Source organism: Oribacterium parvum ACB1, assembly GCF_000238055.2.
GTDB classification, from domain to species: domain Bacteria; phylum Bacillota; class Clostridia; order Lachnospirales; family Lachnospiraceae; genus Oribacterium; species Oribacterium parvum.
On record NZ_KE148312.1, the window covers coordinates 227,990 to 249,443 of the forward strand.

Consider the following 21,454-nt stretch of genomic DNA (forward strand, 5'->3'; position numbering starts at 1 on the left):
GAAGAGTATCGTGTGGAAAGCCCACGATACTTTTTTTATGGTATTAAACTCGAGAAATTAAGGTGGAATTCCACCGGAATTTTTCGGGTTTGTTTGCTTGAATCAAAAAAGGTAGCTTGTAAAAGTTGTAAAAAATTCAAAAGTCCCTTGGAAAAGTTGTAATAACCGAGAAAAAGTCCCTTGAAAAAGTTTATTCTTATTCGATTCCTGTTTTTAAGAGGTACTAAATATCTTTTGTAAAGAACTTCCATTGCAAACGATTCTATCATCTTGAATAGAGTAAAGATTTTGTCAGTTGATACAAAAGAAAAAGAGAGCATTGTCAATATATTTTTCCATCGTTATGATAGAAGGCGATGGAAAAAATTTCATCAATTGTGTACACAGCAAAGATAAAAACGCAACGCATACAAAGAGCTATGCCAGAGCCGGTAGGTAGCCCGGCCGTCACAGAATCTTGTGGTAAGTAACCTTCCCCTCCGGGTTGTCCATTCTTTGTTCATAAAGTAATTTTGGAGGGACAAATATGGACAAGATGACTTGTCAAATGACAGTGCTTTTTGAAGGAACCTTTTGGGTGGGCGTTTTTGAGAAAACAGAGAGAAATCGCCTATCTGTTGCGAAGGTAACTTTCGGTGCAGAGCCCAAGGACTTTGAGGTACGTGATTTTATCTTAAACCATTTTTATGAGCTGAAATTCAGTCCGGAAGTCAAAACGCAAGTCAAGGAAAGAAAACAGAATCCGAAAAGAACACAAAGAGAGGTCAAAAAACAATTGCAGCGTGCTGGCATCGGGACGAAGTCGCAACAGGCGTTAAGTTTACAGCATGAAGAGAACAAACAAAAGCGTAAAGAAAAAAACAGAGAACAAAAACGCATCGAGGAAGAACGGCAATTTATGCTGAAGCAAGCGAGGAAAAAAGAAAAACACAGAGGCAGATAACGAAAATAGTGAGGAATAGCATGGCCGCTTTAAAACTAAGCCTTATACAAAAATACAAGCCGGAAAATGCATATACCTATGTGTATAGCACAGGTTTTCTTTCCGGAGGAAGCGTTGTAAAGCAAGGCGCTGATTCCATAGAAGAAGGAAATGCCTTTATTTCTCATGCCTGTCCGGAGCAAGGTGCGAGGGCTCTCCTCTTAACAAGGAAGGAAGAAGTTCCTAGAGCCTACTCTGTTCTTGCCCTATCCGAAACCGGCATACAGGAAATAGAGCTTGGGGAAGACTTTCTGGACCGGGAAAATGAGCCGATGCTTTTTTCCTTCGGGGACAGCTTCGGGGTAATCAAAGCGAAGAAAGAAATTTTCTATTTTACCGGAGATTTTTCTTCACCGGAAATCATCCCGATTAAGAATGGATTTTTGCCCTTTAGCAAAGTACTACCGGACAATGCAAGAGTGCGGTATTTTCAGACTGTTTCAGACGGAAGGCTGGTTCCTGTCTGCTTTGAAAAGGACGTTTATTACGGTCTGTCCCGATGTTTTGCCCTTTTAGACTTTGATCCTGTAAAAAAAGAAGCCAAGTGGAAATGCTTTTCGGAAATAGAGAAAAATGCCTTTACCCACCATGATGACAGGACGAAGGATGCTCCGAAAATCGACAGTTTAAAAATGGAGAATGATGAACTCTACGCCTTTACTTCGGGAGAAAGCACAGGCTCAGTGAACAAATGGGGAATGGATTATTATGCTCTGGCAAAAATCTCCTCTGAGGGCAAAGTAAAGGAAAAGCTCTTGGAATCGGAGCAATTGAAGGCGGGCGGAAAAAAGTCCGGGGTGAATGGAACTTTCACCCATTCGGATTATCTTATTCTCACACCGCTTTTTAACAATGACGATTGGAAGGGAAAGCAAAAGCTCTTTTCCCTAAGAACAAAGGAATATTTGGATATTGTCATGCCAAGGGGGATGACGAAGCATAGCTTATACAATATTTGTGGAGAGCTATGCCTCATTGCCCTGTATGATAGAGGACTGAAAGAAATCGGGCTTTGTAAGATAGAAGGGATAGAGTAGAGAGAATAAAATCCAAAAAGGAAGAGTCTTTATGTAGGATTGGTCTGAAAATGGGGGGATCTAAATTCGCCCTATATTCAGATCTGTCCTGCATAGAAAAGCCTATTGATTTTTATTCCCCCTTCTCCTTCTTCCTATATGCTTCCCATGCTTTTTTGTAAAAGAGCCGCATGGATTCCCGACATTCATCCGGAGAAAGAATCACTGCCTCTTTTCCGAAGCGATGGAAATATTCTTCCAACTGTGTTTTTGGCCAGTTAAAATAAAGAGTATTTCCTTCTTTTTTTGATACATCCGGTCTGTTTTTAGTAATGAAATGAAACTTTTGCAGGCCTTTTTCCGTTAAGCGGACTTCGGCTTCAATTCCTTTGGATGTGGATTGAGGACTTCTTCTGGCAATTTCCTGGAGCTCCAGTTTTCGGCTTTCATTCGGAATGAATTTATCGGAAGAGCTATATAAGGCACGAATTCTAGAGACACGGAAGGATCTGGGTATGCCGGTTTCGTTGTCTAAGCAAAGAAGATAATTACACTGCTCCTCTTTGGATGCGGCAATACAATAAGGTTGAACCGTAAAAATAACGTTTGGAGCGGAAGTGGAAGTAAAACGGATAATACTATTTTTTCGAATGGCAGTGTTTAACTCCTCAAAGATATCCTGAAAGAGAATTCTCTCACGGTCTTTTCTGGAAATAGATAGGTAGGAGCTGAAAAAGTCATTAAGATACTGAGAAAGAGAAACCCGGGAGAGCATATTGCTTTCGATGGAACACATAATATTTAAGGAGCGACCGCTGACCGTCAAGGTGATGGCAGCGTTTCGCTCTATTTTTAATGCAGAACGAGTGTTTCTCCCGAAGCCTGCGGCAGTTTGCCTTGCAAGGGCATCCTGCGTAAAGTGCAGGATATCCCGTTCCGGTCTTCGGAGATACGTATTCATGATTTTATCCGCGATGGCATCGGCGTCCTCCCGGGAAATAGAGGAAAATGCACTGAGGTCAGACAAAATAGTATCCAGTAGCCTTTCCTTTGTTTCACGATATTCATCAAAATATTGGAGTAAAAGCTCCTTCAAAAATCCATTCAGATTTACAGAGCCGTCCTTCTTATAAAAATCAAAGAGTTCCGCATCATTCAAAAGCCGTAATCGCACCTCTTCCGGAATATATATTTTGTACTTTTCTGTCATGATCTCCTCCATTCATACAGATACATAAACATTTCCTTGAATGCATTATTTAAATATGCTTAAAAACATATTTAATCGAGAATCCGAGTCACAATCGAAACTTCATTTAAAAACAATGTAAACCGACCTTTCAGTAATTATTAAACTCCAAAATGGATATGCAAATTATTTATAATATAACGAAAATATATAATTTATACAATAAATTAGGGGCTGAAAAATATTTATATTCCTCAGCTTTTTATATCCTGAAAATCGATATATCATAAAGGCACGAAAGACACATACAGCAAACAATTATGTTTGGAATTAGATCAAATGCGGATGTTTAATCCGGTGTGTCTTGTATCGCTTAGGGATATCCCCTAGGTAAAGTGAAACAGTCGGAAAGATACTAACAGCAAACAAAGTCATGGCGATATTTGGCTGAGATAGCCGGAGCAGGGCTAAAGTCCCGGCGCTTCGGGGGTGCAACTCCCCCTGCTGGAAGGGGCGAATACCCCTTACCTTATAAAGTATCTTGTGGCTGTTTCTTTTTAAAAGGAGGTAGGAGCAATGTTTTTAGAGGACTTAAGAAAAGAAGAGAATCTGACATATACGGAGAATGGCGCTCTTACCAACAGGAGCACAAATTCTTACTGTCTGGATCTTTTTGCTACCATTGGGGCTTTGCGAAATGCTGAGGACAATGAAATCATTTCCCGATTTATCAAGGCCTATACGGAAGACAGAAATATGGCAATGAAGATTCTTTTCTTCGCAAGAGACATACGAGGTGGCCTTGGGGAGAGAAGAGCGTTTCGGTCTATATTGAAGTGGCTTTCTCTTAATGAGGCGGACTCCGTTCGAAAGAATATTATGCATGTTCCCGAGTACGGAAGATTTGACGACCTGCTTTCCCTTCTCAACGGGCCGTGTGAAAAGGAGATGCTTAGCTTCATAAAAGAGCAGTTGGATAAGGATCTTGCTGCCCTGAAAACCGGAGATGGTGTTTCTTTACTGGCCAAATGGCTTCCTTCCGTGAATACCAGCAATACAGACACCGTTAAAAGTGCCAAGAAACTGGCAAAAGCAATGGGATTTAGCGATGCAGAGTATCGTAAAGTCCTTGTTTCACTGCGGGCAGAAATAAAACTGATGGAGAATTATCTTCGGGAGAAGGACTATTCCTTCTCTTACGAAAAGCAGCCTTCTAAAGCCTTGTATAAGTATAGACTGGCTTTTCTCAGAAATGACAGGGAGAGATACTCTGCCTTTTTGGATAAGGCGGAAAGTAATCCTTCTGTAATGAATACGGGAACCTTGACGCCCTATGATATCGCAGCATCCATTATTCATAAAAATATAGTGGAAGCGGAAATCACGGAAGAAGAATGCCGTTCGATGGACGTCACCTGGAAGGCACTTCCCGACTATACAGGGGCGGAAAATGCTCTTGCCGTAGTGGATGGATCCGGTTCCATGTATTGTAACTGGGGATCCGGGTACATGCCGGCAGCAGTGGCACAGTCTTTGGGGATTTATTTTGCGGAGCACAACAAGGGCTGTTTCCATAATCATTTTATTACCTTTTCTGAAAATCCGAGATTGGTGGAGGTGCAAGGCAGAGATATTGTAGATAAACTTACGTACTGCGTAAGCTTTAATGAGTGTGCCAATACGGATTTACAGAGAACTTTTGACTTAATTCTGAAAACAGCTATTCAAAACAAGGCGAAGCAGGAGGAAATCCCGGAAAAACTCTATATTATTTCGGACATGGAATTCGATTATTGTGCGAACCATGCGGAAATGTCGAATTTTGAGTGCGCAAAAGAGAAGTTTGCAAAGCATGGCTACAGACTTCCGCAAATAGTATTTTGGAACGTGAACAGCAGAAATCAGCAGCAGCCTGTCACGAAAAATGAGCAGGGAGTTGCCCTAGTGTCCGGCGCCTCTCCGCAAATCTTTTCCATGCTGTCCGAGGGGATTTTAGATCCTTATTCCTTTATGCTGAAAACGCTGTCTTCCGAGCGCTACGAAAGGATCTGTGCGTAGAGAGAATGCAAAAAGCGGAAAGTGCTGAAAAAGAACAGTGTTTTCCGCTTTTTTTATGTGTCCATTTTCCCTTTCCCTTGACAATGTAAGCCCCCGAACTATATAGTAGGCGGAACAAGCGAAAGGAGTAGTAACTATGGCAAATTACAACATCAATACTATCTGTGTACAAGGCGGGTACGAACCGAAAAAGGGAGAATCCAGAGTGGTTCCCATTGTGCAATCCACAACCTTTAAATACGAGACTTCTCAGCAAATGGGAGATCTTTTTGACTTAAAGGAGTCCGGCTATTTTTATACCAGACTGGCAAACCCCACGAATGATGCTGTGGCAAACAAAATCTGTCAGTTGGAGGGAGGGGTTGCGGCTATTCTAACCTCTTCTGGTCAGGCGGCAAATTTCTATGCCATCTTCAATATTGCCACTGCAGGAGATCATGTGATTGCCTCTTCCGCAATCTACGGAGGAACCTACAACTTAATTGCAAAGACCATGAAAAATATGGGCATTGAAACGACCTTCGTGGATCCGGATATTTCCGCAGAAGAACTGGATTCCAAGTTCCGCCCCAATACAAAGTTGGTATTTGGAGAAACTTTGGCGAATCCAGCTTTGAAAATCTTGGACATTGAGAAATTTGCTAAGGCAGCGCATAAGCACGGCGTTCCTCTTATCGTAGACAATACCTTCCCCACTCCGATATTCTGTAGACCTTTTGAATGGGGAGCGGATATCGTGACACACTCCACCACCAAATATATGAACGGCTCTGCCAACTCTGTTGGCGGTGCAGTTGTGGATTCCGGAAACTTTGACTGGACGAAGTACAGCGAGAAATTCCCCGGCCTCACCACTCCGGATGAAACCTATCATGGAACGATTTACACGGAGAGCTTCGGTAAGGCAGCATACATTGTGAAAATGACGACCAATCTCATGCGGGACCTAGGTTCCATTCCTTCTCCGCAAAACTCCTTTTACCTCGGCGTAGGTCTGGAAACCTTGCACTTAAGAATGGAAAGACATTATGAAAATGCCTTGGCTTTAGCAAAGCATTTGGAAAAGCATCCGAAGGTATCCTGGGTTTCCTTCTCCGGCTTGGAAAAGGACAGCCAGCATGAATTGGCTAAAAAGTACCTGCCAAAGGGCTCCTGCGGTGTTATTTCCTTCGGCGTAGTTGGAGGAAGAGAGGCGGCTGTAAAGTTTATGGACTCTCTGAAGCTCGCGGCTATCGTTACTCATGTTGCGGATGCCAGAACCTGTGTGCTGCACCCTGCATCCACCACTCATAGACAGATGAACGATGAGGAGCTTCTGGCAGCAGGTGTATCGCCTGACCTTATCAGAATGTCTGTAGGCATTGAAGATGTGCAGGATATTATTGCCGATGTGGATCAGGCATTAGAAAAATAAAACTCTGAATTTTTTACATAAAAAAACAAACTAGAGAAAGACCGATGAAATGGGGAATTGCCTATTTTGTTGGCCTTTTTTCTAGGACTTATTATATCTTGACGGATAAATTCATCTTAGACTATACTTCATATAAATACGCCAAATACTCGGGAACATAAAAGCCAAATACTCGGAAATATAAAAGCCAAATACTCGTTTTTATAAACCTTCGTTCTAAATAAATAATCTAGTTTTTGTATACCGAAAGTTATCGGTGATTTGAATTATATTACCAATAGGATTTTACTAGTAGGAGGAATCATAATGAAAGAATATTATCCGAGGGTTTCGGATAGACTTTTGTTAGAACACTTAGAGTCGAAAGGGGCTGTGTTAATTGAAGGGCCGAAGTGGTGTGGAAAGACAACTTCGGCAAAACATGTAGCAAAAAGTGTTATTGAAATGGATAGCCCTGATAAGACGGAACAGTATCAGCAAATGGCGAAACTAAATCCTTTAAATCTTCTTATAGGCGAAGTTCCTCATCTGATAGACGAATGGCAGATTTCCAGTAATCTTTGGAATGCAGTTCGTTATGAGGTTGATCAGAGGGGAGAATTCGGACAATTTATTTTGACCGGGTCATCGGTTCCTGCTGGATTGGATGAAAGTATGCATACAGGAACCGGGCGTATCGTACGCATGCAAATGAGACCCATGTCTTTATATGAATCCGGAGATTCCAGTGGGCAAGTATCATTAATGGATTTGTTTGATGGGAAAGATATCTCCGCTGTAAATCATGATAGTATTGAAAAAATTGCTTTTTTAATATGTCGAGGCGGCTGGCCGACAGCTTTGAATCGAAGTGAAAAAATTGCTTTAAAGCAAGCGTTTGATTATTATGATGCAGTTGTAAAGGATGATATTTCCAGAGTGGATAATTTAAAAAGAAATCAGGAAAGAACAAAACGTGTTATGAGGTCTTATGCTCGGAATGTAGCGACACAGTCTTCTTTGGAAACAATTAGAGCGGATGTAATCAGTAATGATATAGAAACCTTTGATAAGGAATCACTTTATGGATATTTAAATGCATTAAAGAAAATCTTCGTTATCGAAGATTCTCCGGCATGGAATCCGAATCTGCGATCTAAGGTTGCCATAAGAACATCTGATACAAGGTATTTTGTAGATCCTTCAATAGCTACAGCCGCTCTAGGAATTGGTCCCACGGATTTAATCAATAACTTGGAATATATGGGCTTAATATTTGAAAATCTATGTATTAGAGATTTGAGGGTATATACAGATGTATTAGATGGCAATGTATATCATTATAGAGATAAGAGCGGTCTTGAATGTGATGCGGTTCTTCATTTAAGAAATGGAAGTTATGGTTTGATAGAGGTGAAATTAGGTGGAGACAAGTTGATTAATGAAGGCGCACAAAGTCTTTTGAAATTGGCAAATAAAATTGATACCGATAAAATGAAAGAGCCGGCATTTCTGATGGTATTGTGCGGAGTAGCTCCATTTGCCTATAGACGAGAAGATGGCGTGTATGTTGTTCCAATTACCTGCTTGAAAGATTAATGACATAAAAAGTTCGTAAGATATGTTGTGGTTTTATGGAGGGGAAGAAGCTATGAAAATTATTGAAAACAAAAAGGTATTTGCTTTTGACGCTAAAAATGAATGTGTTGCAGAAGTAGTGGACGGAGAAACCGTCCTTTTCCGTACCCACGACTGCTTTGATAACCAGCTTAGCGAAGAGGGAACATGCATCGGCGCTTTGAACTGGGATCGTATCAATCCCGCAACCGGCCCTGTCTATGTAGAGAATGCAAAGGCAGGAGATGTTCTCAAGGTGGAAATCCTAGAAATTACGCTGGATAAGCAGGGGGTGATGTGCGCCCTTCCGGAAAACGGTGTTTTGGGGTCTTTGGTGAAAGAAGAGTCCGTAAAACGGATTAAGGTGGAAGAGGGAAAGGTTCATTTTAACGACAAGCTTGTCTTTGATGTTACGCCTATGATTGGCGTTATCGGTGTTGCGCCGGAAAATGGTTCTATCAACTGCGGGACACCGGGCTGCCACGGCGGAAATATGGACAACAAGCGAATCAAAGAAGGGGCAAGCCTTTATTTTCCCGTATTTCATGACGGTGCTCTTTTCTCCTTGGGTGATGTGCACGCGGCGATGGGAGACGGAGAAATCATGGTCAGCGGTGTGGAAATTTCCGCAGATGTGAAAGTAAGACTGTCCGTGATTAAGGGAATAAGCATTGAAACACCTATGCTGGAAAATGAGGAAATTTGTGGTGTAATCTACTCCCATGAAGAGATAGAAAAAGCGATTTTCCATGCGGTACGCATCATGAATGAGAGAGTACAGGAGAATCTGGGGCTCTCCTTTAACGAAGCCGGCATGTTTCTCAGCGCCGTGGGAGACTTACGCTTTTGTCAGGTGGTGGATCCGGAAAGAACCGTGATGATGTGCGTACCGAAGAAGGTCATGAAGAGCTTATTTGCATAGAAAAGTCTTTCACCAGCTTTTTCTCAATAATGTAATACGAGTATGTGATATTCGAACATGTATATTTGAGAAAGAGAATAATTATTTATACAAAATCACTAATAATTGATTGACACATAAACGTTAATCAGTTATTATGACACTAAACTGGTTATGACAACATAACAAGATGGAGGCGAAGAATGGATGGAAAATCTCCTAAATATTATCAGCTGAAAAATATAATTCTTAGAAAAGTTCAGGAAGAAGAATATCCGGAAGGTTCCCTTATGGAAAGTGAAAGGGAATTGATGGACCAATATAAAATGAGTCGAATTACGGTTAGAAAGGCCATTGAGGAATTGGTCAATGAAGGGTATTTGTATCGTATTCAAGGGAAAGGTACCTATGTAAAAGGCGATACAGAAAGCCATAATTTATTTAATTTTAGTAGCTGTACAGAAGATGTTAAAAGGATGGGGAGAAAACCTTCCAAAAGAACAATAGATTTTTCTTTACTTCCCTCCGATCCGAAGAATGCAAAAAATCTAAACATTCCCACAGGGGAAAATATGTATAGCTTAGCTAGAGTTACTTACGCTGATGAGGAACCTTTAAACTATACAATTACGCATTTAGCGGAAAAAAATTTCCCCAAGCTTTTGCAATATGACTTCACGAAACAATCCCTTTATGATGTATTGAAAAAAGATTATGGAGTATCTATCTGCAAAGCCAAGAGAACTATTGAGGCAGTTCTTCCTACCGAAGAAGTTGCAAAATATCTGGAAATTGGGAATAACATGCCTGTCATTTTATTTCGTTGTACAACTTACGGCATACTTAACGGAAGAGAAAGTCCCATAGAGAATTTTAGATGCTACTATCGAACAGATCATTATAAGTTTTATATAGACCAAGTAAAAGGGTCTTAAACATAACTATACAAAGGAGGCAAAATATGAAAAGAAACTCAATTGTTGCGTATGTTCTCTTGCTCTGCATGTTGATTCTTGCAGCGTGCGGGGGAAAGAAAGTGGAGGAAAGCGGAGAAGGAAAGGCTGCAAAGTCGGACGTGAAAATCGCCATCGTTTGCGATGCTTCAGGCCAAAATGATAACGGCTATAATCAGTCTGCTATTGAAGGGGCAAAAAATTGCGCAGAAAAATACGGTGTTTCCTACAAGGTAGTGGAGCCCACTGAGAGTATAGGAAATACTTTAGGAACATTGGCAGAGGATGGATATAATTTGATTTTTTCTATGGCCTATGACTTTGATGCTTTGATTAAGGGAGAGGCAGGAGCTAAGCCAATAGCAGAACAGTATCCTGAAACTACTTTTGTTATTTTTAATGCAACACCAAATTTAAATGATAAAGGTGAGGCAATTCATAAGAATGTAATTTCAATACTATACAACGTGAATGAATCTTCATATCTTGCTGGAGCTCTATCTGTTTTGGTTAATGAGAATGCGGATGTACTTTTAGGAAGTAATTACAATTTTAATTCATTGGATAAGGGAAGAGCACTGGGCTTTATTGGTGCAACAGACTCAGATGGAATCACTGTATTTAGTGTAGGGTTTATCGAGGGAGCTCAAAAAATTGCCGGAGATTTGGGCGTTAAATATGATTTCCTTTCTAAGTATGATGCGGGATTTGCGGATACTGCCGGAGGAAGTGCAGTGGCAGGAACATTTTATGCTAATAATGCAAACATTGTTTATACTGTTGCCGGTGCAGTAGGGGATGGTGTTGCTTCAAAGGCGAAAGAAGAAAAGAAATTAATGATTCATGTGGATGCCAATAAAGATGCACAACAGCCGGGTTATATTCTTACATCAGTCATTAAGAATACAAAAGTAGTAGTGGAAACGATTACGGATGCAATTGAGAATGGGAAGCTGCAAGATATGGATCTGATTCAGGTTTATGATTTAAAGAGTGGAGCAACTTCTATTACTGACCTTGCAACTTTTGAGAGTGCTATAGAAAAAACCGATGAGGCTCAAAAGAAATGGACTGAGATTAAGGACAGCTTAAAGGATTTACAAAGTCAGATTGAAAGCGGAAAAATTGTGGTTACTAATAAGCAAAATGGAGATGCTTTTGATGAAAGTAGCTGTCCGAACATTAACTTCAAGTAGGACTTTTAAAGGGTGCAAAATTGAGTTTTAAAGGATGAAGGACTGAAATATGAGTGAGAATTGTTCTTTGAAAGCCATAGAAACCATTGGCTTAACGAAAAGATTTGGAGATTTTGTAGCTAATGACCACATTGATTTATCTGTTTGTAAGCAAGAGATTAAGTGTATTGTGGGAGAAAATGGCGCAGGCAAATCTACTCTTATGAATATGCTATACGGCCTTTTAGAGCCTACAGAAGGCAGAATAGTTATTAATGGAGAGGATGTAAAGCTCAAAAGCCCTTCAGATGCAATTCGCCATGGTATCGGAATGATACATCAGCATTTCAAGCTTGTGCCTAGCTTAACGGTGTATGAAAACATTTTGCTAGGCACAGAAATAAAAAAAGGTATTTTGGTAGACAGGAAGAAAGAGGCTCAGATAGTTCAGGACTTGATAGAACAGTATAATTTCACACTGGATCCTCATAGTAGGGTAAGAGATATTTCTCTAGGAGAGAGACAGAGAGTAGAAATCTTAAAAATGCTCTATCGAGATGTGGACACTTTGATACTGGATGAGCCAACTGCGGTGCTTACCCCCCAGGAAGTAGATGATTTAATTTTACAATTAAAAAACTTAAGAGATCAAGGGAAAACAATTATTGTCATTACTCATAAGTTACGGGAAGTAATGGCATTGTCGGACAGTGTTACTGTGATTAAGCAGGGGAAGGTAATTGGACACCGTCTCACGAAGGATACTTGTGAAGAAGAATTGGCACAAATGATGGTTGGTAGAGAAGTTTCCTTAGAGAGAAAAGAGAATCGAAAGGCTTTTTCAGAATCCACTCCAATTTATGAAGTGTCGGAGCTCTCCACGAAGGATACTTTCGGAAGAGATTGCATAAAACATATTTCCTTTCAAGTAAGAAAAGGACAAATTCTCGGAATTGCCGGAGTAGAAGGTAATGGACAATCTGAACTGGTAAAAGTTTTAACGGGTATGATGGAGTCAACATCCGGACGGATTAGCTTTATGGGACAAGACATTACCGGATTTTGGCCAAAAGAATTGCGTAAATTGGGAGTGGGCATTATTCCTGAAGATAGATATGCCCAGGGATTATCATCTGAGCTTAGCATAGCGGATAATTGCATTGCGGGCTATCATGATGATGCAGCTTTATCACAATTTGGTGTATTCAAAGAAAAAGAAATTCTGTCCAGGAGAGATAAGATTCTTCAAGAGTATGATGTCCGTGTGGGAGACAAAAATGGAAATATAAGCTCTTTATCCGGTGGAAATGCACAAAAAATAATTGTAGGAAGAGAGCTAAGTCACAATCCTAAATTGCTTATTGCATGTCAACCAACTAGAGGAGTAGACATTGGTTCTATTGAATTTATTCATAATACAATTTTTCGTTTTCGAGACGAGGGTAATGCAGTGCTGTTAATCTCCAGCGAACTTTCTGAAATTATGAGTCTTTCCGACCAGGTTGTTATAATGCACAAGGGAATGATAACGGGAAACATAGATCCTAATTCAGTGGATATGATGAGAATAGGTCTACTTATGGCAGGGATAAGAGAGGAGGGAGCGTAATATGGATAGAAATTTTTTTAAGAAAAGTCTATCAGATATTTTAAATGCGGTTTTGCCGGTTATATTCGCCTTCCTTCTGGGAGGAGTGGTTATTCTCCTGATACATGAAAATCCCTTAGAGGTTTATAAAATTCTTTTGTTAAAATCTTTTTTTACACCTGTTGGTTTGCAGAATACCTTACACTATGCAGGCCCGATGATTCTAACAGGGTTAGCGATTGCAGTTTGCTTTAAGGCCAATCTATATAATATGGGAGTTGAAGGTTCATTGATTATTGGTGCCTTTGCTAGTGGGATTGTAGGGGCAAACCTTCCTATTGGATCAGGTTTTCTTTTAAAAAGCGTATGCATTCTTGTGGGCGTTGCATTTGCCGTTCTTTATTCGATGAGTATTGCGTATTTAAAAATTCGTTTTAGAGCTGATGAGATGGTAGTTTCCATGATGCTCAATTATGCCCTTGCAAAGGCTATAGAATATTTGGCTACCAATGTATTTCGTGATACCGGAAATGGCTATGTATGTACACCGGTAATTCAAGACCAAGCGATGTATACTCGAATCTTTGGAAGATCCCGATTAACGGCATTTATATTTATTATATTGTTGGTACTTTTAGTGCTATGGATTGTAATGAAAAAATCAAAGCTTGGATATGAAATTAAAGCAATGGGAAAGAGTTTTGAGTTTGCTGAAGCAATGGGGATGAGAGTTGGTAGAAAGATTTGTATTCTATTCATTCTTTCGGGGGCTTTGGCCGGACTTGCAGGAGCAGGCTGGATGATGGAGGATCAATATAGATATACCTTGGACTTTTCCGGTAGCCCCGGTCTGGGTTGGGATGGTATGTTAATAGCCCTTATGGGCGGACATGATCCGCTTGGAATTGGTATTGCTGCCATATTTTATGCCGGTTTAAAAATTGGTGCGGATAATATCAACATGTATTCTTCCGTTCCCAAGGAGATTGTTTCTTTGATGCAGGGAATGATTGTTTTGTTTCTCAGCGTGAAGTTTATATGTGAAAAGAAACAATCCTTTCAGTTATGGAACAGGCTATTTAAGAAAAAGGCGGGACTTGAACTATGCAAATCTTAGAGAACATATTGTATGACTGCATTTATCATAGTACTCCTATAATCTTTTGTGTACTTGGAGGGATATTCGCTTATAAAGCCAATGTTTTAAATATCTCTTTAGAGGGAATGATGCTGAATGGAGCTTTAGTATCAGTAATAAGCTTCTTTCTAACAGGCAACTTAATACTTACAGTAATATTTACTTTATTTTCTACCTTACTTTATAGCCTTGTTTTTTCTTTCTTCTCAGTGACTATGAAAGGAAATGTGATTATAGTGGGGCTCGCTCTAAACATGATCTCTATTGCAGTTGCAGGTTTTGTGTTGGTGATGTTTAACTCTCCTAATATTATATTGCCTGATTTTAACCTTAATTCTTTAAAGATTTCTATTCCGATTATAAGAAGTATTCCTCTTATCCGGGTTATTAGCGGGCATCCAATTCTAACCTATTGTGCATTTATTTTGATTTTTCTTATCCATATTCTCATGTTTCACACACGATTTGGTATTTATGTTCGTGTGGTAGGAGAAAATGAAGAGGCTGTAAAGGCGATAGGAATTCAAGGTGATTGGTATAAATATATGGCAATTCTGCTGGGATCAATAGGATGTGCCTTAGGAGGTATGAATCTTGCTTATGAGCGTTTAGGGCTATTCACGAAGGATATGGTAGCAGGAAGAGGATTTATTGCTATTGCAGCAATTTATTGTGGCAAAGGTCAACCAATTCAATCCGCTTTTTATGCTGTTTTGTTTGGACTCGCAAGATCCTTAGCAGTGAATTTGAGTGTTTATTCAGGAAATATAGCTGGACTTTTTGACTGTATTCCTTATTTGGTAATGATTTTGGTTCTGTCTTTTGCATCAAGTTTAAAACAGCATAAAACGAAGCTACGAGGCTTTTAATGAAGTATATGAGCATATGGAGATAGTAATTTAAGATGTTTCCTGCCCATATTTACACTATTTGAAAAGGAGAAGCCCTAAATGAACACTACAGCTTTATTAATTGTGGATATGTTAAGGGATTTTACGGATCCTAAAGGATCAGTTTTTTATCCGGAAAATAGAAATATTTTACCCAAAATATGCAAAGTTTTAGAACAATGCAGAGAAAAGGGATATCTTATCATTTTTTTACAACACTGGAATCGAAAAGACAAAATAGACCTAAGGATTGCCGGTATGCGAAAAAACTGTATTGAAGGAAGCTTTGGGATAGAAATAGATCCAATGTTACAAATAGATGAGAAGAAGGACTATGTCATTCGGAAGCGAAGGTATAGTGGCTTTTTTGCCACGGACCTTGATTTGGTACTGAGGCAAAATCGCATCGAAAATCTTCTTATTGTGGGAACTAAAACGAACTGTTGCATACGTGCCACAGTGACGGATGCATTTTATCTGGATTATAACCCCATAGTGTTCTCTGACTGTGTGGCGACAAATGATGAAACAGTGAATAAAGTTAACCTGCAGGATATAAAAAAATATTTTGGTCAAGTTATGGAGAGTGATGAATGGTTCCGATTGGAGGAGGAAAAAGCTAATGGATAAGCAATATGATCTAATTACAAGTGGCTATGTCAGTATGGATCATTTGATTCAGGTTTCCTCACCTATTTCTATTGGATATACATCATTGATTGAGAATCAGGATAATACCAAAATTTATTATGGAGGGTGTGGTCTCAATATTGCTGTTGCAGTAAATCAATTGGGATTTAAAGCGCTCCCTGTCTTGAGAGTGGGGGGAGATTGGATAGATAATGGATTTAAGTCTTTTCTGGAAAGTAGAGGTGTGCCATTGGAGGGCATTCAGGTGCTTGAGCAGGAATCTACTTCTACTTCTTATCTAATTCAAGATTCTAAGCAACAACATATCACTTTATACTATCCTGGAGCTATGGATAAAAAGTATGCAATTCCGTTAGAGGATTCTCTTTTTCAAAATTCAAGGACTGCTGTAATGACTGTGGCCAGTAAAAAGGATAATCAGTATTTTCTGGAGCAGTGCAAAAAATATAATTTACCAATTGTTTTTGGTATGAAAGATGATTTTGATGCTTTCCCGGTGGATTTTTTAAAAGAGATTCTTTGTGAAAGCCAAATTATTTTTTTGAATGAGCAGGAAAAGGAAATCATTGAGAAGTTTTTTGGATGTAGCTCTTTAGAGAAGCTTTTTAATATTGGAAAGGTAAAGATTATCATCGTGACACTGGGTGAAAAAGGTAGTGTTTGCTATGAAAAAACAGAAAATGGAATTCAAAAGTACCATGTTGGAGTTGGAAAAATAGATCGTTTTGTGGATGCTACCGGTGCCGGAGATGCTTATATGGCAGGATTTTTGTATGGCTATTTAAAAACCTATTCTACGGAGAATTGCTTGAAACTGGGAACAGCATTATCTTCTTTTGTGATTCAAGAGAAGGGATGCTGTATGAAGATTCCCAGTAGTCAAGAATTGGAAAAAAAGGGGAGGAAAATCCAATGAAAACTTTGTATATGGGGGTAGAAAAAGGGAGTGTAGCACCATATGTGCTGTTTTCCGGAGACCCTTTTAGAGTAGAAAGAATAAAAGAATATTTGGATAATCCGGTATCTTTAGGTTTTCGAAGAGAGTTTAACAGTTATACCGGAACTTATAAAGGCGTACCTATCACTGTTAGTTCTACCGGAATGGGAGCCCCAACAGCGGCCATTGCAATGGAAGAAATGTATGAAGCAGGGATGAAGGTTGCAGTCCGAATGGGAACGGTAATGGCTTTGCGAGATGAACTTCTGGGAAAATTCTTAATCCCTATTGGAGCTATTCGAAGAGAGAAAACCAGTGAGACCTATGTTGAGCAGGGGTATCCGGCTGTTCCTGATTTTTCTTTGGTTGAAATCTATAATGAAACAGTTAAGGATTTTGGTAGTGAGTACCAAAATGGGATTACTTGTACAATGGATGGATTTTATAGTCAAATGCATGATTCTGGATTTTCCAGAGAATTTGGAAGAGATTTGTCGCCAATTTTTGATGAATTAAAGAGAATAAAGGTGTCAGGAATTGATATGGAGTCGTCCTGTCTTCTAACACTTGGCCAGCTCATGGGAGTCAAAACTTGCATTCTTACTATGACGACAGTTTTGGAAAATCTAAAAAAAGTACTTTTGGGAGAAGAGAGAGAAAAGGCAGAAGATTTACTTTGCAAGGTTGCGCTGGAAGGTATTTATCGCTATCAGAGGAAGGAAGACAATAATCATGGAATTTAGAAAATTGAATCTGACCAGAGGATCAAAAACTGTAATTGGAATGGTGCATTGTCTTCCACTACCCGGAACAGTAGGATTTTCGGGGGATTTTGAAAAGATTGTTCATCAGGCAGTTATGGATGCTGAAACTTTGGAAAAAGCAGGGGTAGATGCAGTTATAGTGGAGAATATGGGTGATGTTCCATTTTCTGCTCTTTTGGAGAAACCACAGCTTGCTGCGTTGGCGGTGGTGGCGAGAGAGGTGTCGCAAAGAATTCATATTCCGCTGGGAATAGATGCGGCATTTAATGACTGCGAAGCATCGCTTTCTATTGCTTCCTTGGTAGGGTCCAGCTTTATTCGTGTACCGGTGTTTGTAGACACAGTTTTATTTTCAGATGGTATCATTTACCCTTGTGCCAGAAAATGTTTGCAGTATAGAAAGCAGATGGGGCTGGAAAGTGTTCAGATACTTGCGGATATTCAAGTGAAACATGCTCACATGTTAAATTCTTCAGTGAGCATGATTGATAGTGCCAGAGATGCCGTTGGAAATGGTGCAGATGCTGTTATTATTACGGGAGCAATCATTGGAGATGCGGCACCGATTGAAAGCTTACGTAAAATCAAAGAAATTGTACCGGTTCCGGTTTTGGCCGGTAGCGGGGTGAAAAAAGAAAACATTAGAGAGCAATTAGAAATAGCTGACGGATGTATTGTGGGTTCCGGCTTAAAAGAAGGAGGACTAATTTCGAATCCGGTAAGTTATGCATTGACACATGATTTAGTATTAGCGAAATAAGTCCAAACTTTGTATTTAAAAAATTTTTAGAAGAAAGAAAATATGATTTAGAAGGTATATAGGGAGAAATATTATGATGCGACCAATGAAACTGGCAGGATCTGAGCTCCTCTTTGGAGCAGGGTGCTTAGAACATATGAAAAGCTTCAAATATAAGAAAGTAAGTATTGTAATTGGAGGGAATAGTATAATCAAAAATGGCGGTCTTGGGAAAGTAGAGAATTATTTGAAGGAGAGCGGAGCTAAAATTCAAATTATCTCCGGAGTAGAACCGGATCCAAGTTTTCGAACAGTAATCGCAGGTGCAGAAAAAATGAAGGAGTTTCAACCTGATTTAATTGTGGCATTGGGCGGTGGATCTGTTATGGATGCTGCAAAAGGAATGTGGATTTATTATGAAAATCCGGATTTAAAAGAACTTTCGGATATTTGTCCGCCTAATACGTTTCCGAAACTGCGCAAAAAAGCCGTTCTTTGCTGTATTCCTACCACCAGCGGAACGGCAAGTGAAGTATCGCGCTCCATTGTAATTAGTGATGACAGTGGAATGAAACACGGTATTGGAAATATGGAGATGATGCCGGATATTGCCATTTGTGACCCAGAGTTAACCTTATCCATGCCGGCCCATATTACAGCAGAAACCGGGATGGATGCATTAACCCATGCATTAGAGGCGATGGTTTCCAAGAGAGCGAACTATCTTAGTGATATACTGGCAAGAGCTTCTGCTAAGGATATTATTCAAAATATTGGGATAGTATATCAGCAAGGAGGAAATATAGAAGCAAGAGAAAAAATGCTGAATGCATCTATGGTGGCAGGACTTGCATTTACGAATGTATCCTTAGGAATTGTTCATTCAATGGCACATACGCTGGGAGGACACTTTCACTTAGCACATGGACTTTTAGATGCAATTATTTTGCCCTATATTGTGAAATATAATATGCAGGATGAGGAAGCAAAGTCCAGGTACAAATCTTTTTCGGAAGAGCTGGGAAGCGACTCATTAGTTGAAGTCATTCGAAATAAGAATAGAGAGTTAAAGATTGCCGGATCTCTAAAGGAGCTAATTCCGGATGCGACAGAATACGAAAAACAATTGGAAAAAATGACGGAGGAAGCTCTTTTGGATGGCTGTACTAAAACGAATCCTATTATTCCCAACCGGGAAGAGATGAAAGAGTTATTTAGAAAGGTTTATAAGGGGGATTTATAATGGAAACAATTCTGTATTTGTCCAATGGATATCCAAGTCTTCAGGATAGTTCTAAGATTGCAGAAGAGTATATAGATGCAGGATGCAAGATTATAGAAATAGATTTTCCCTCTCGTAATCCTTATTTAGAGGGAGAGTATATCGCATCTCGAATGCAGGAAGCTTTGAATAACTGTTCTGATTATGCAAAATATATGGAAGAAATGGTTAAACTGAAGACTTCCTATCCGGAGATTAAGTTTATCGTTCTTGCATATGAAGATACTATTCAGGAAATTGGTCTAAATCAATTTAAGGAATTCCTAATCAAGAATAAGTTCTTTGATTTGATTTTGGTGGGGAGTAAGAATGCTTGTGTCAAAGAGGCACTTATTCAAGACGGTATCCGAGTTGCCAACTATGTGCAGTATCAAATGATACCGGAGGAGATTGAAAATGCAAAAAAATCCAATGGTTTTGTTTACTTACAAGCAAAGCCGATGGAGGGACAGGGATATGTTAATCCTAAGTATACGACTCTAAAAGATTGTATTGCAAAGTTACGATCGGAAGGCATTAACCGTCCTATTTACTGCGGTGTAGGGCTCAGAGATAGTGAAGATATTAAGATGGTGCGAGAAGCCGGAGGGGACGCAGCATTTATCGGAAGTACTATTTTAAAGTTGCATGGAGATATTCCTAAAATGAAAGAAAAAATTCGAGAATTTGTAGAAGTAGGCACTTCTGGATAGGCCATGCTGTGCACAGTAGTCATCTACTTTTAGACCGCTCTCCTTACAATCTTTAATAATGTCAGCCCATTGCCCTGTTCGCATCCTGCTTGTAGAAAGTTTTGTGTTCATCTTGAATTCCTCCCTGAGATAGTGTGCAAAGTGGAAAAAGTTTGTAAAGTGGAAAAAGTGCGTTCAACTTTTCACACTTTTCATGATTATCTCAATTTTTGTGGAGAGAAAAAAGATGACGGGTTATTGCCATTTACGAATGACTGAATAGAAGATGGTATTAACTCCCGACATAGGGAAATGCTGAGAGACCATAGAGGCTTATCTATAGAAAGACGAATAAAAACGGTCTTCTGGATTCTATATGTACCCTCTGGAGCCGTTTTCTTCATCTGAAATATTAAATGTAATGCCTACAGACAAAAGTATTACCAGACTATATAAAAAGATGAATGAGAAGCAAAAATTAGAAAAAAGCCTATCCATCCGGGGTGATGCTATTGTGTAGAGCGACCTTCATCGAATAAATAAAACATTTGCTAATTGGAATTAGCCATCAACACGTTTTGTCCTATGATGCTTCTCAGTGCCGTAGGAGACCTGCGCTTTTGTCAGGTGGTGGATCCGGAAAGAACCGTGATGATGTGTGTGTCGAAGAAGATTATGAAGAGCTTATTTTAATTTATTCTCTCCTTCACCAGTCTCTGCAGAAGGGGAATATTTTTCTCCATAAACCAGGGATTTTTCTTAATCCATCCATAATTTAAAGGGCTGGGATGTACCAGTGGGAAATCGATAGGGGAGGAGCAGCTTTCCAAGGAGGATGCTTCGTCCTCTATAGAGTAGGAGTAAAGCAGTTCCTTTAAGGAAAGCTTTGCTCCTTTTTTATCGTAGTGGGAAATGGCATACTTCCCGATTAAAATTCGAAGCTCAATCTTGGGAAGTAATGCCACAAGTTCATCGTGATATTTACGCATGAAGCTTCGGGGAGGGAGGTCTCCGCCCTTTCCCTTTCCGGGATAATAAAGGTCCATGGGAACAATGGCAATGGACGTGCCATAAAAGATTTCTTCGGAAATCCCCATCCACTCCATCAGCCTTTTTCCGGAAAGGTCATGAAAGGGAATACCGGATTCTTCTACCTTTCTTCCCGGCGCCTGGCCGACTAAAAGAATCTTTGCCTCTTTATGAAACTGAAAAATAGGCGGAATTCCCCGTTCGGTATAGCTTTGATTTTCCGGTAAATGTTCTATTTCTGCGATGATTTGCTGTAAAGCGGAATTCTGTTTGTTCATATTTTGGTAGTCCTTTTTTAAAATATCACCTAAAATACAAGAATAACACCTTTCAGCATAGGAAGAAAGCAATAGAATTCCTTTCATTCATAAAGAGTATCGTGCGCAAAGCGTGCGATATCTCGTTAATGGACTTTAGCCAGTATCGGAGCTGACATTTGAAAAATGTTAGCTCTGATACAATAAACCACCCGCTATGCGGG

20 protein-coding genes and 2 pseudogenes are annotated in these 21,454 nt (G+C 39.7%); 19 read left to right on the forward strand and 3 right to left on the reverse strand.

The genetic code is table 11. The features are described from left to right. Positions 1 to 526 precede the first annotated feature (526 nt). Positions 527 to 943 carry a YjdF family protein gene (locus HMPREF9625_RS01100; RefSeq protein ID WP_009535122.1) on the forward strand — a complete coding sequence of 139 codons (417 nt, stop codon included), beginning with the start codon at positions 527 to 529 and terminating at the stop codon, positions 941 to 943. Between the two features lie 20 nt (positions 944 to 963). After that, positions 964 to 2,019: a hypothetical protein gene (locus tag HMPREF9625_RS01105; RefSeq protein ID WP_009535121.1), complete on the forward strand. Its 1,056-nt coding sequence runs from the start codon at positions 964 to 966 to the stop codon at positions 2,017 to 2,019. A 112-nt stretch (positions 2,020 to 2,131) separates the two neighbouring features. Here HMPREF9625_RS01105 and HMPREF9625_RS01110 read toward each other — a convergent pair whose 3' ends face one another. After that, complete coding sequence (locus HMPREF9625_RS01110; protein ID WP_009535120.1) at positions 2,132 to 3,208, reverse strand: WYL domain-containing protein; 1,077 nt, start codon at positions 3,206 to 3,208, stop codon at positions 2,132 to 2,134. A 555-nt stretch (positions 3,209 to 3,763) separates the two neighbouring features. On the opposite strand from HMPREF9625_RS01110, the gene HMPREF9625_RS01115 reads away from it, so the two are divergent. The 15 genes from HMPREF9625_RS01115 to HMPREF9625_RS01185 all read left to right on the forward strand — a co-directional run bounded on the left by HMPREF9625_RS01115 (position 3,764) and on the right by HMPREF9625_RS01185 (position 19,965). After that, on the forward strand, positions 3,764 to 5,245 hold the full coding sequence (locus HMPREF9625_RS01115; RefSeq protein WP_009535119.1) for a DUF2828 family protein: 1,482 nt from the start codon (positions 3,764 to 3,766) through the stop codon (positions 5,243 to 5,245). A 136-nt stretch (positions 5,246 to 5,381) separates the two neighbouring features. Beyond that, on the forward strand, positions 5,382 to 6,659 hold the full coding sequence (locus tag HMPREF9625_RS01120; protein ID WP_009535118.1) for an O-acetylhomoserine aminocarboxypropyltransferase/cysteine synthase family protein: 1,278 nt from the start codon (positions 5,382 to 5,384) through the stop codon (positions 6,657 to 6,659). Between the two features lie 306 nt (positions 6,660 to 6,965). After that, on the forward strand, positions 6,966 to 8,237 hold the full coding sequence (locus HMPREF9625_RS01125; protein WP_009535117.1) for an ATP-binding protein: 1,272 nt from the start codon (positions 6,966 to 6,968) through the stop codon (positions 8,235 to 8,237). Between the two features lie 52 nt (positions 8,238 to 8,289). Continuing rightward, a complete protein-coding gene (locus tag HMPREF9625_RS01130) occupies positions 8,290 to 9,177 on the forward strand; it encodes an acetamidase/formamidase family protein (protein WP_009535116.1) in 888 nt (295 codons plus the stop codon). A 182-nt stretch (positions 9,178 to 9,359) separates the two neighbouring features. Continuing rightward, entirely contained in the window at positions 9,360 to 10,091 is a 732-nt protein-coding gene (locus HMPREF9625_RS01135) for a GntR family transcriptional regulator (protein ID WP_009535115.1), read from the forward strand. A gap of 26 nt (positions 10,092 to 10,117) precedes the next feature. Beyond that, the gene (locus HMPREF9625_RS01140; RefSeq protein ID WP_009535114.1) at positions 10,118 to 11,305 is read left to right on the forward strand and encodes a BMP family lipoprotein; all 1,188 of its coding nucleotides are present in this window, start codon (positions 10,118 to 10,120) and stop codon (positions 11,303 to 11,305) included. Positions 11,306 to 11,354: 49 nt separating this feature from the next. Then, complete coding sequence (locus tag HMPREF9625_RS01145) at positions 11,355 to 12,893, forward strand: ABC transporter ATP-binding protein (RefSeq protein WP_009535113.1); 1,539 nt, start codon at positions 11,355 to 11,357, stop codon at positions 12,891 to 12,893. A 1-nt stretch (position 12,894) separates the two neighbouring features. Continuing rightward, positions 12,895 to 13,989, forward strand: a complete 1,095-nt coding sequence (locus HMPREF9625_RS01150; protein WP_009535112.1) for an ABC transporter permease — start codon at positions 12,895 to 12,897, stop codon at positions 13,987 to 13,989. Further along, positions 13,977 to 14,879, forward strand: coding sequence for an ABC transporter permease (locus tag HMPREF9625_RS01155; protein ID WP_009535111.1), 903 nt, complete (start codon positions 13,977 to 13,979; stop codon positions 14,877 to 14,879). The genes HMPREF9625_RS01150 and HMPREF9625_RS01155 overlap by 13 nt, the downstream gene beginning before the upstream one ends. Positions 14,880 to 14,960: 81 nt before the next feature. Continuing rightward, entirely contained in the window at positions 14,961 to 15,530 is a 570-nt protein-coding gene (locus HMPREF9625_RS01160) for a cysteine hydrolase family protein (RefSeq protein ID WP_009535110.1), read from the forward strand. Next, a complete protein-coding gene (locus HMPREF9625_RS01165) occupies positions 15,523 to 16,467 on the forward strand; it encodes a carbohydrate kinase family protein (protein WP_009535109.1) in 945 nt (314 codons plus the stop codon). Before HMPREF9625_RS01160 ends, HMPREF9625_RS01165 begins: the two co-directional genes overlap by 8 nt. Continuing rightward, on the forward strand, positions 16,464 to 17,231 hold the full coding sequence (locus HMPREF9625_RS01170) for a nucleoside phosphorylase (protein ID WP_009535108.1): 768 nt from the start codon (positions 16,464 to 16,466) through the stop codon (positions 17,229 to 17,231). The genes HMPREF9625_RS01165 and HMPREF9625_RS01170 overlap by 4 nt, the downstream gene beginning before the upstream one ends. Beyond that, the gene (locus HMPREF9625_RS01175; RefSeq protein WP_009535107.1) at positions 17,221 to 18,012 is read left to right on the forward strand and encodes a BtpA/SgcQ family protein; all 792 of its coding nucleotides are present in this window, start codon (positions 17,221 to 17,223) and stop codon (positions 18,010 to 18,012) included. Before HMPREF9625_RS01170 ends, HMPREF9625_RS01175 begins: the two co-directional genes overlap by 11 nt. Positions 18,013 to 18,085: 73 nt before the next feature. Next, positions 18,086 to 19,234, forward strand: coding sequence for an iron-containing alcohol dehydrogenase (locus tag HMPREF9625_RS01180; protein WP_009535106.1), 1,149 nt, complete (start codon positions 18,086 to 18,088; stop codon positions 19,232 to 19,234). After that, positions 19,234 to 19,965, forward strand: a complete 732-nt coding sequence (locus HMPREF9625_RS01185) for a tryptophan synthase subunit alpha (protein WP_009535105.1) — start codon at positions 19,234 to 19,236, stop codon at positions 19,963 to 19,965. The genes HMPREF9625_RS01180 and HMPREF9625_RS01185 overlap by 1 nt, the downstream gene beginning before the upstream one ends. On the opposite strand, the gene tnpA is transcribed toward HMPREF9625_RS01185, so the two are convergent. Further along, a complete protein-coding gene (tnpA, locus tag HMPREF9625_RS11690; protein ID WP_408634634.1) occupies positions 19,891 to 20,076 on the reverse strand; it encodes an IS66 family insertion sequence element accessory protein TnpA in 186 nt (61 codons plus the stop codon). The genes HMPREF9625_RS01185 and tnpA overlap by 75 nt on opposite strands. Positions 20,077 to 20,223: 147 nt before the next feature. On the opposite strand from tnpA, the pseudogene HMPREF9625_RS11045 reads away from it, so the two are divergent. Then, positions 20,224 to 20,464: pseudogene (locus HMPREF9625_RS11045) on the forward strand (IS256 family transposase); the annotation flags it as partial. Between the two features lie 68 nt (positions 20,465 to 20,532). After that, positions 20,533 to 20,637 (forward strand): annotated as a pseudogene (locus tag HMPREF9625_RS11250) (acetamidase/formamidase family protein); the annotation flags it as partial. Here the strand turns inward: HMPREF9625_RS11250 and HMPREF9625_RS01190 are convergent. After that, the gene (locus tag HMPREF9625_RS01190) at positions 20,634 to 21,251 is read right to left on the reverse strand and encodes a uracil-DNA glycosylase family protein (RefSeq protein WP_009535104.1); all 618 of its coding nucleotides are present in this window, start codon (positions 21,249 to 21,251) and stop codon (positions 20,634 to 20,636) included. The pseudogene HMPREF9625_RS11250 and the gene HMPREF9625_RS01190 sit on opposite strands and share 4 nt — an antisense overlap. Between the last annotated feature and the right edge of the window lie 203 nt (positions 21,252 to 21,454).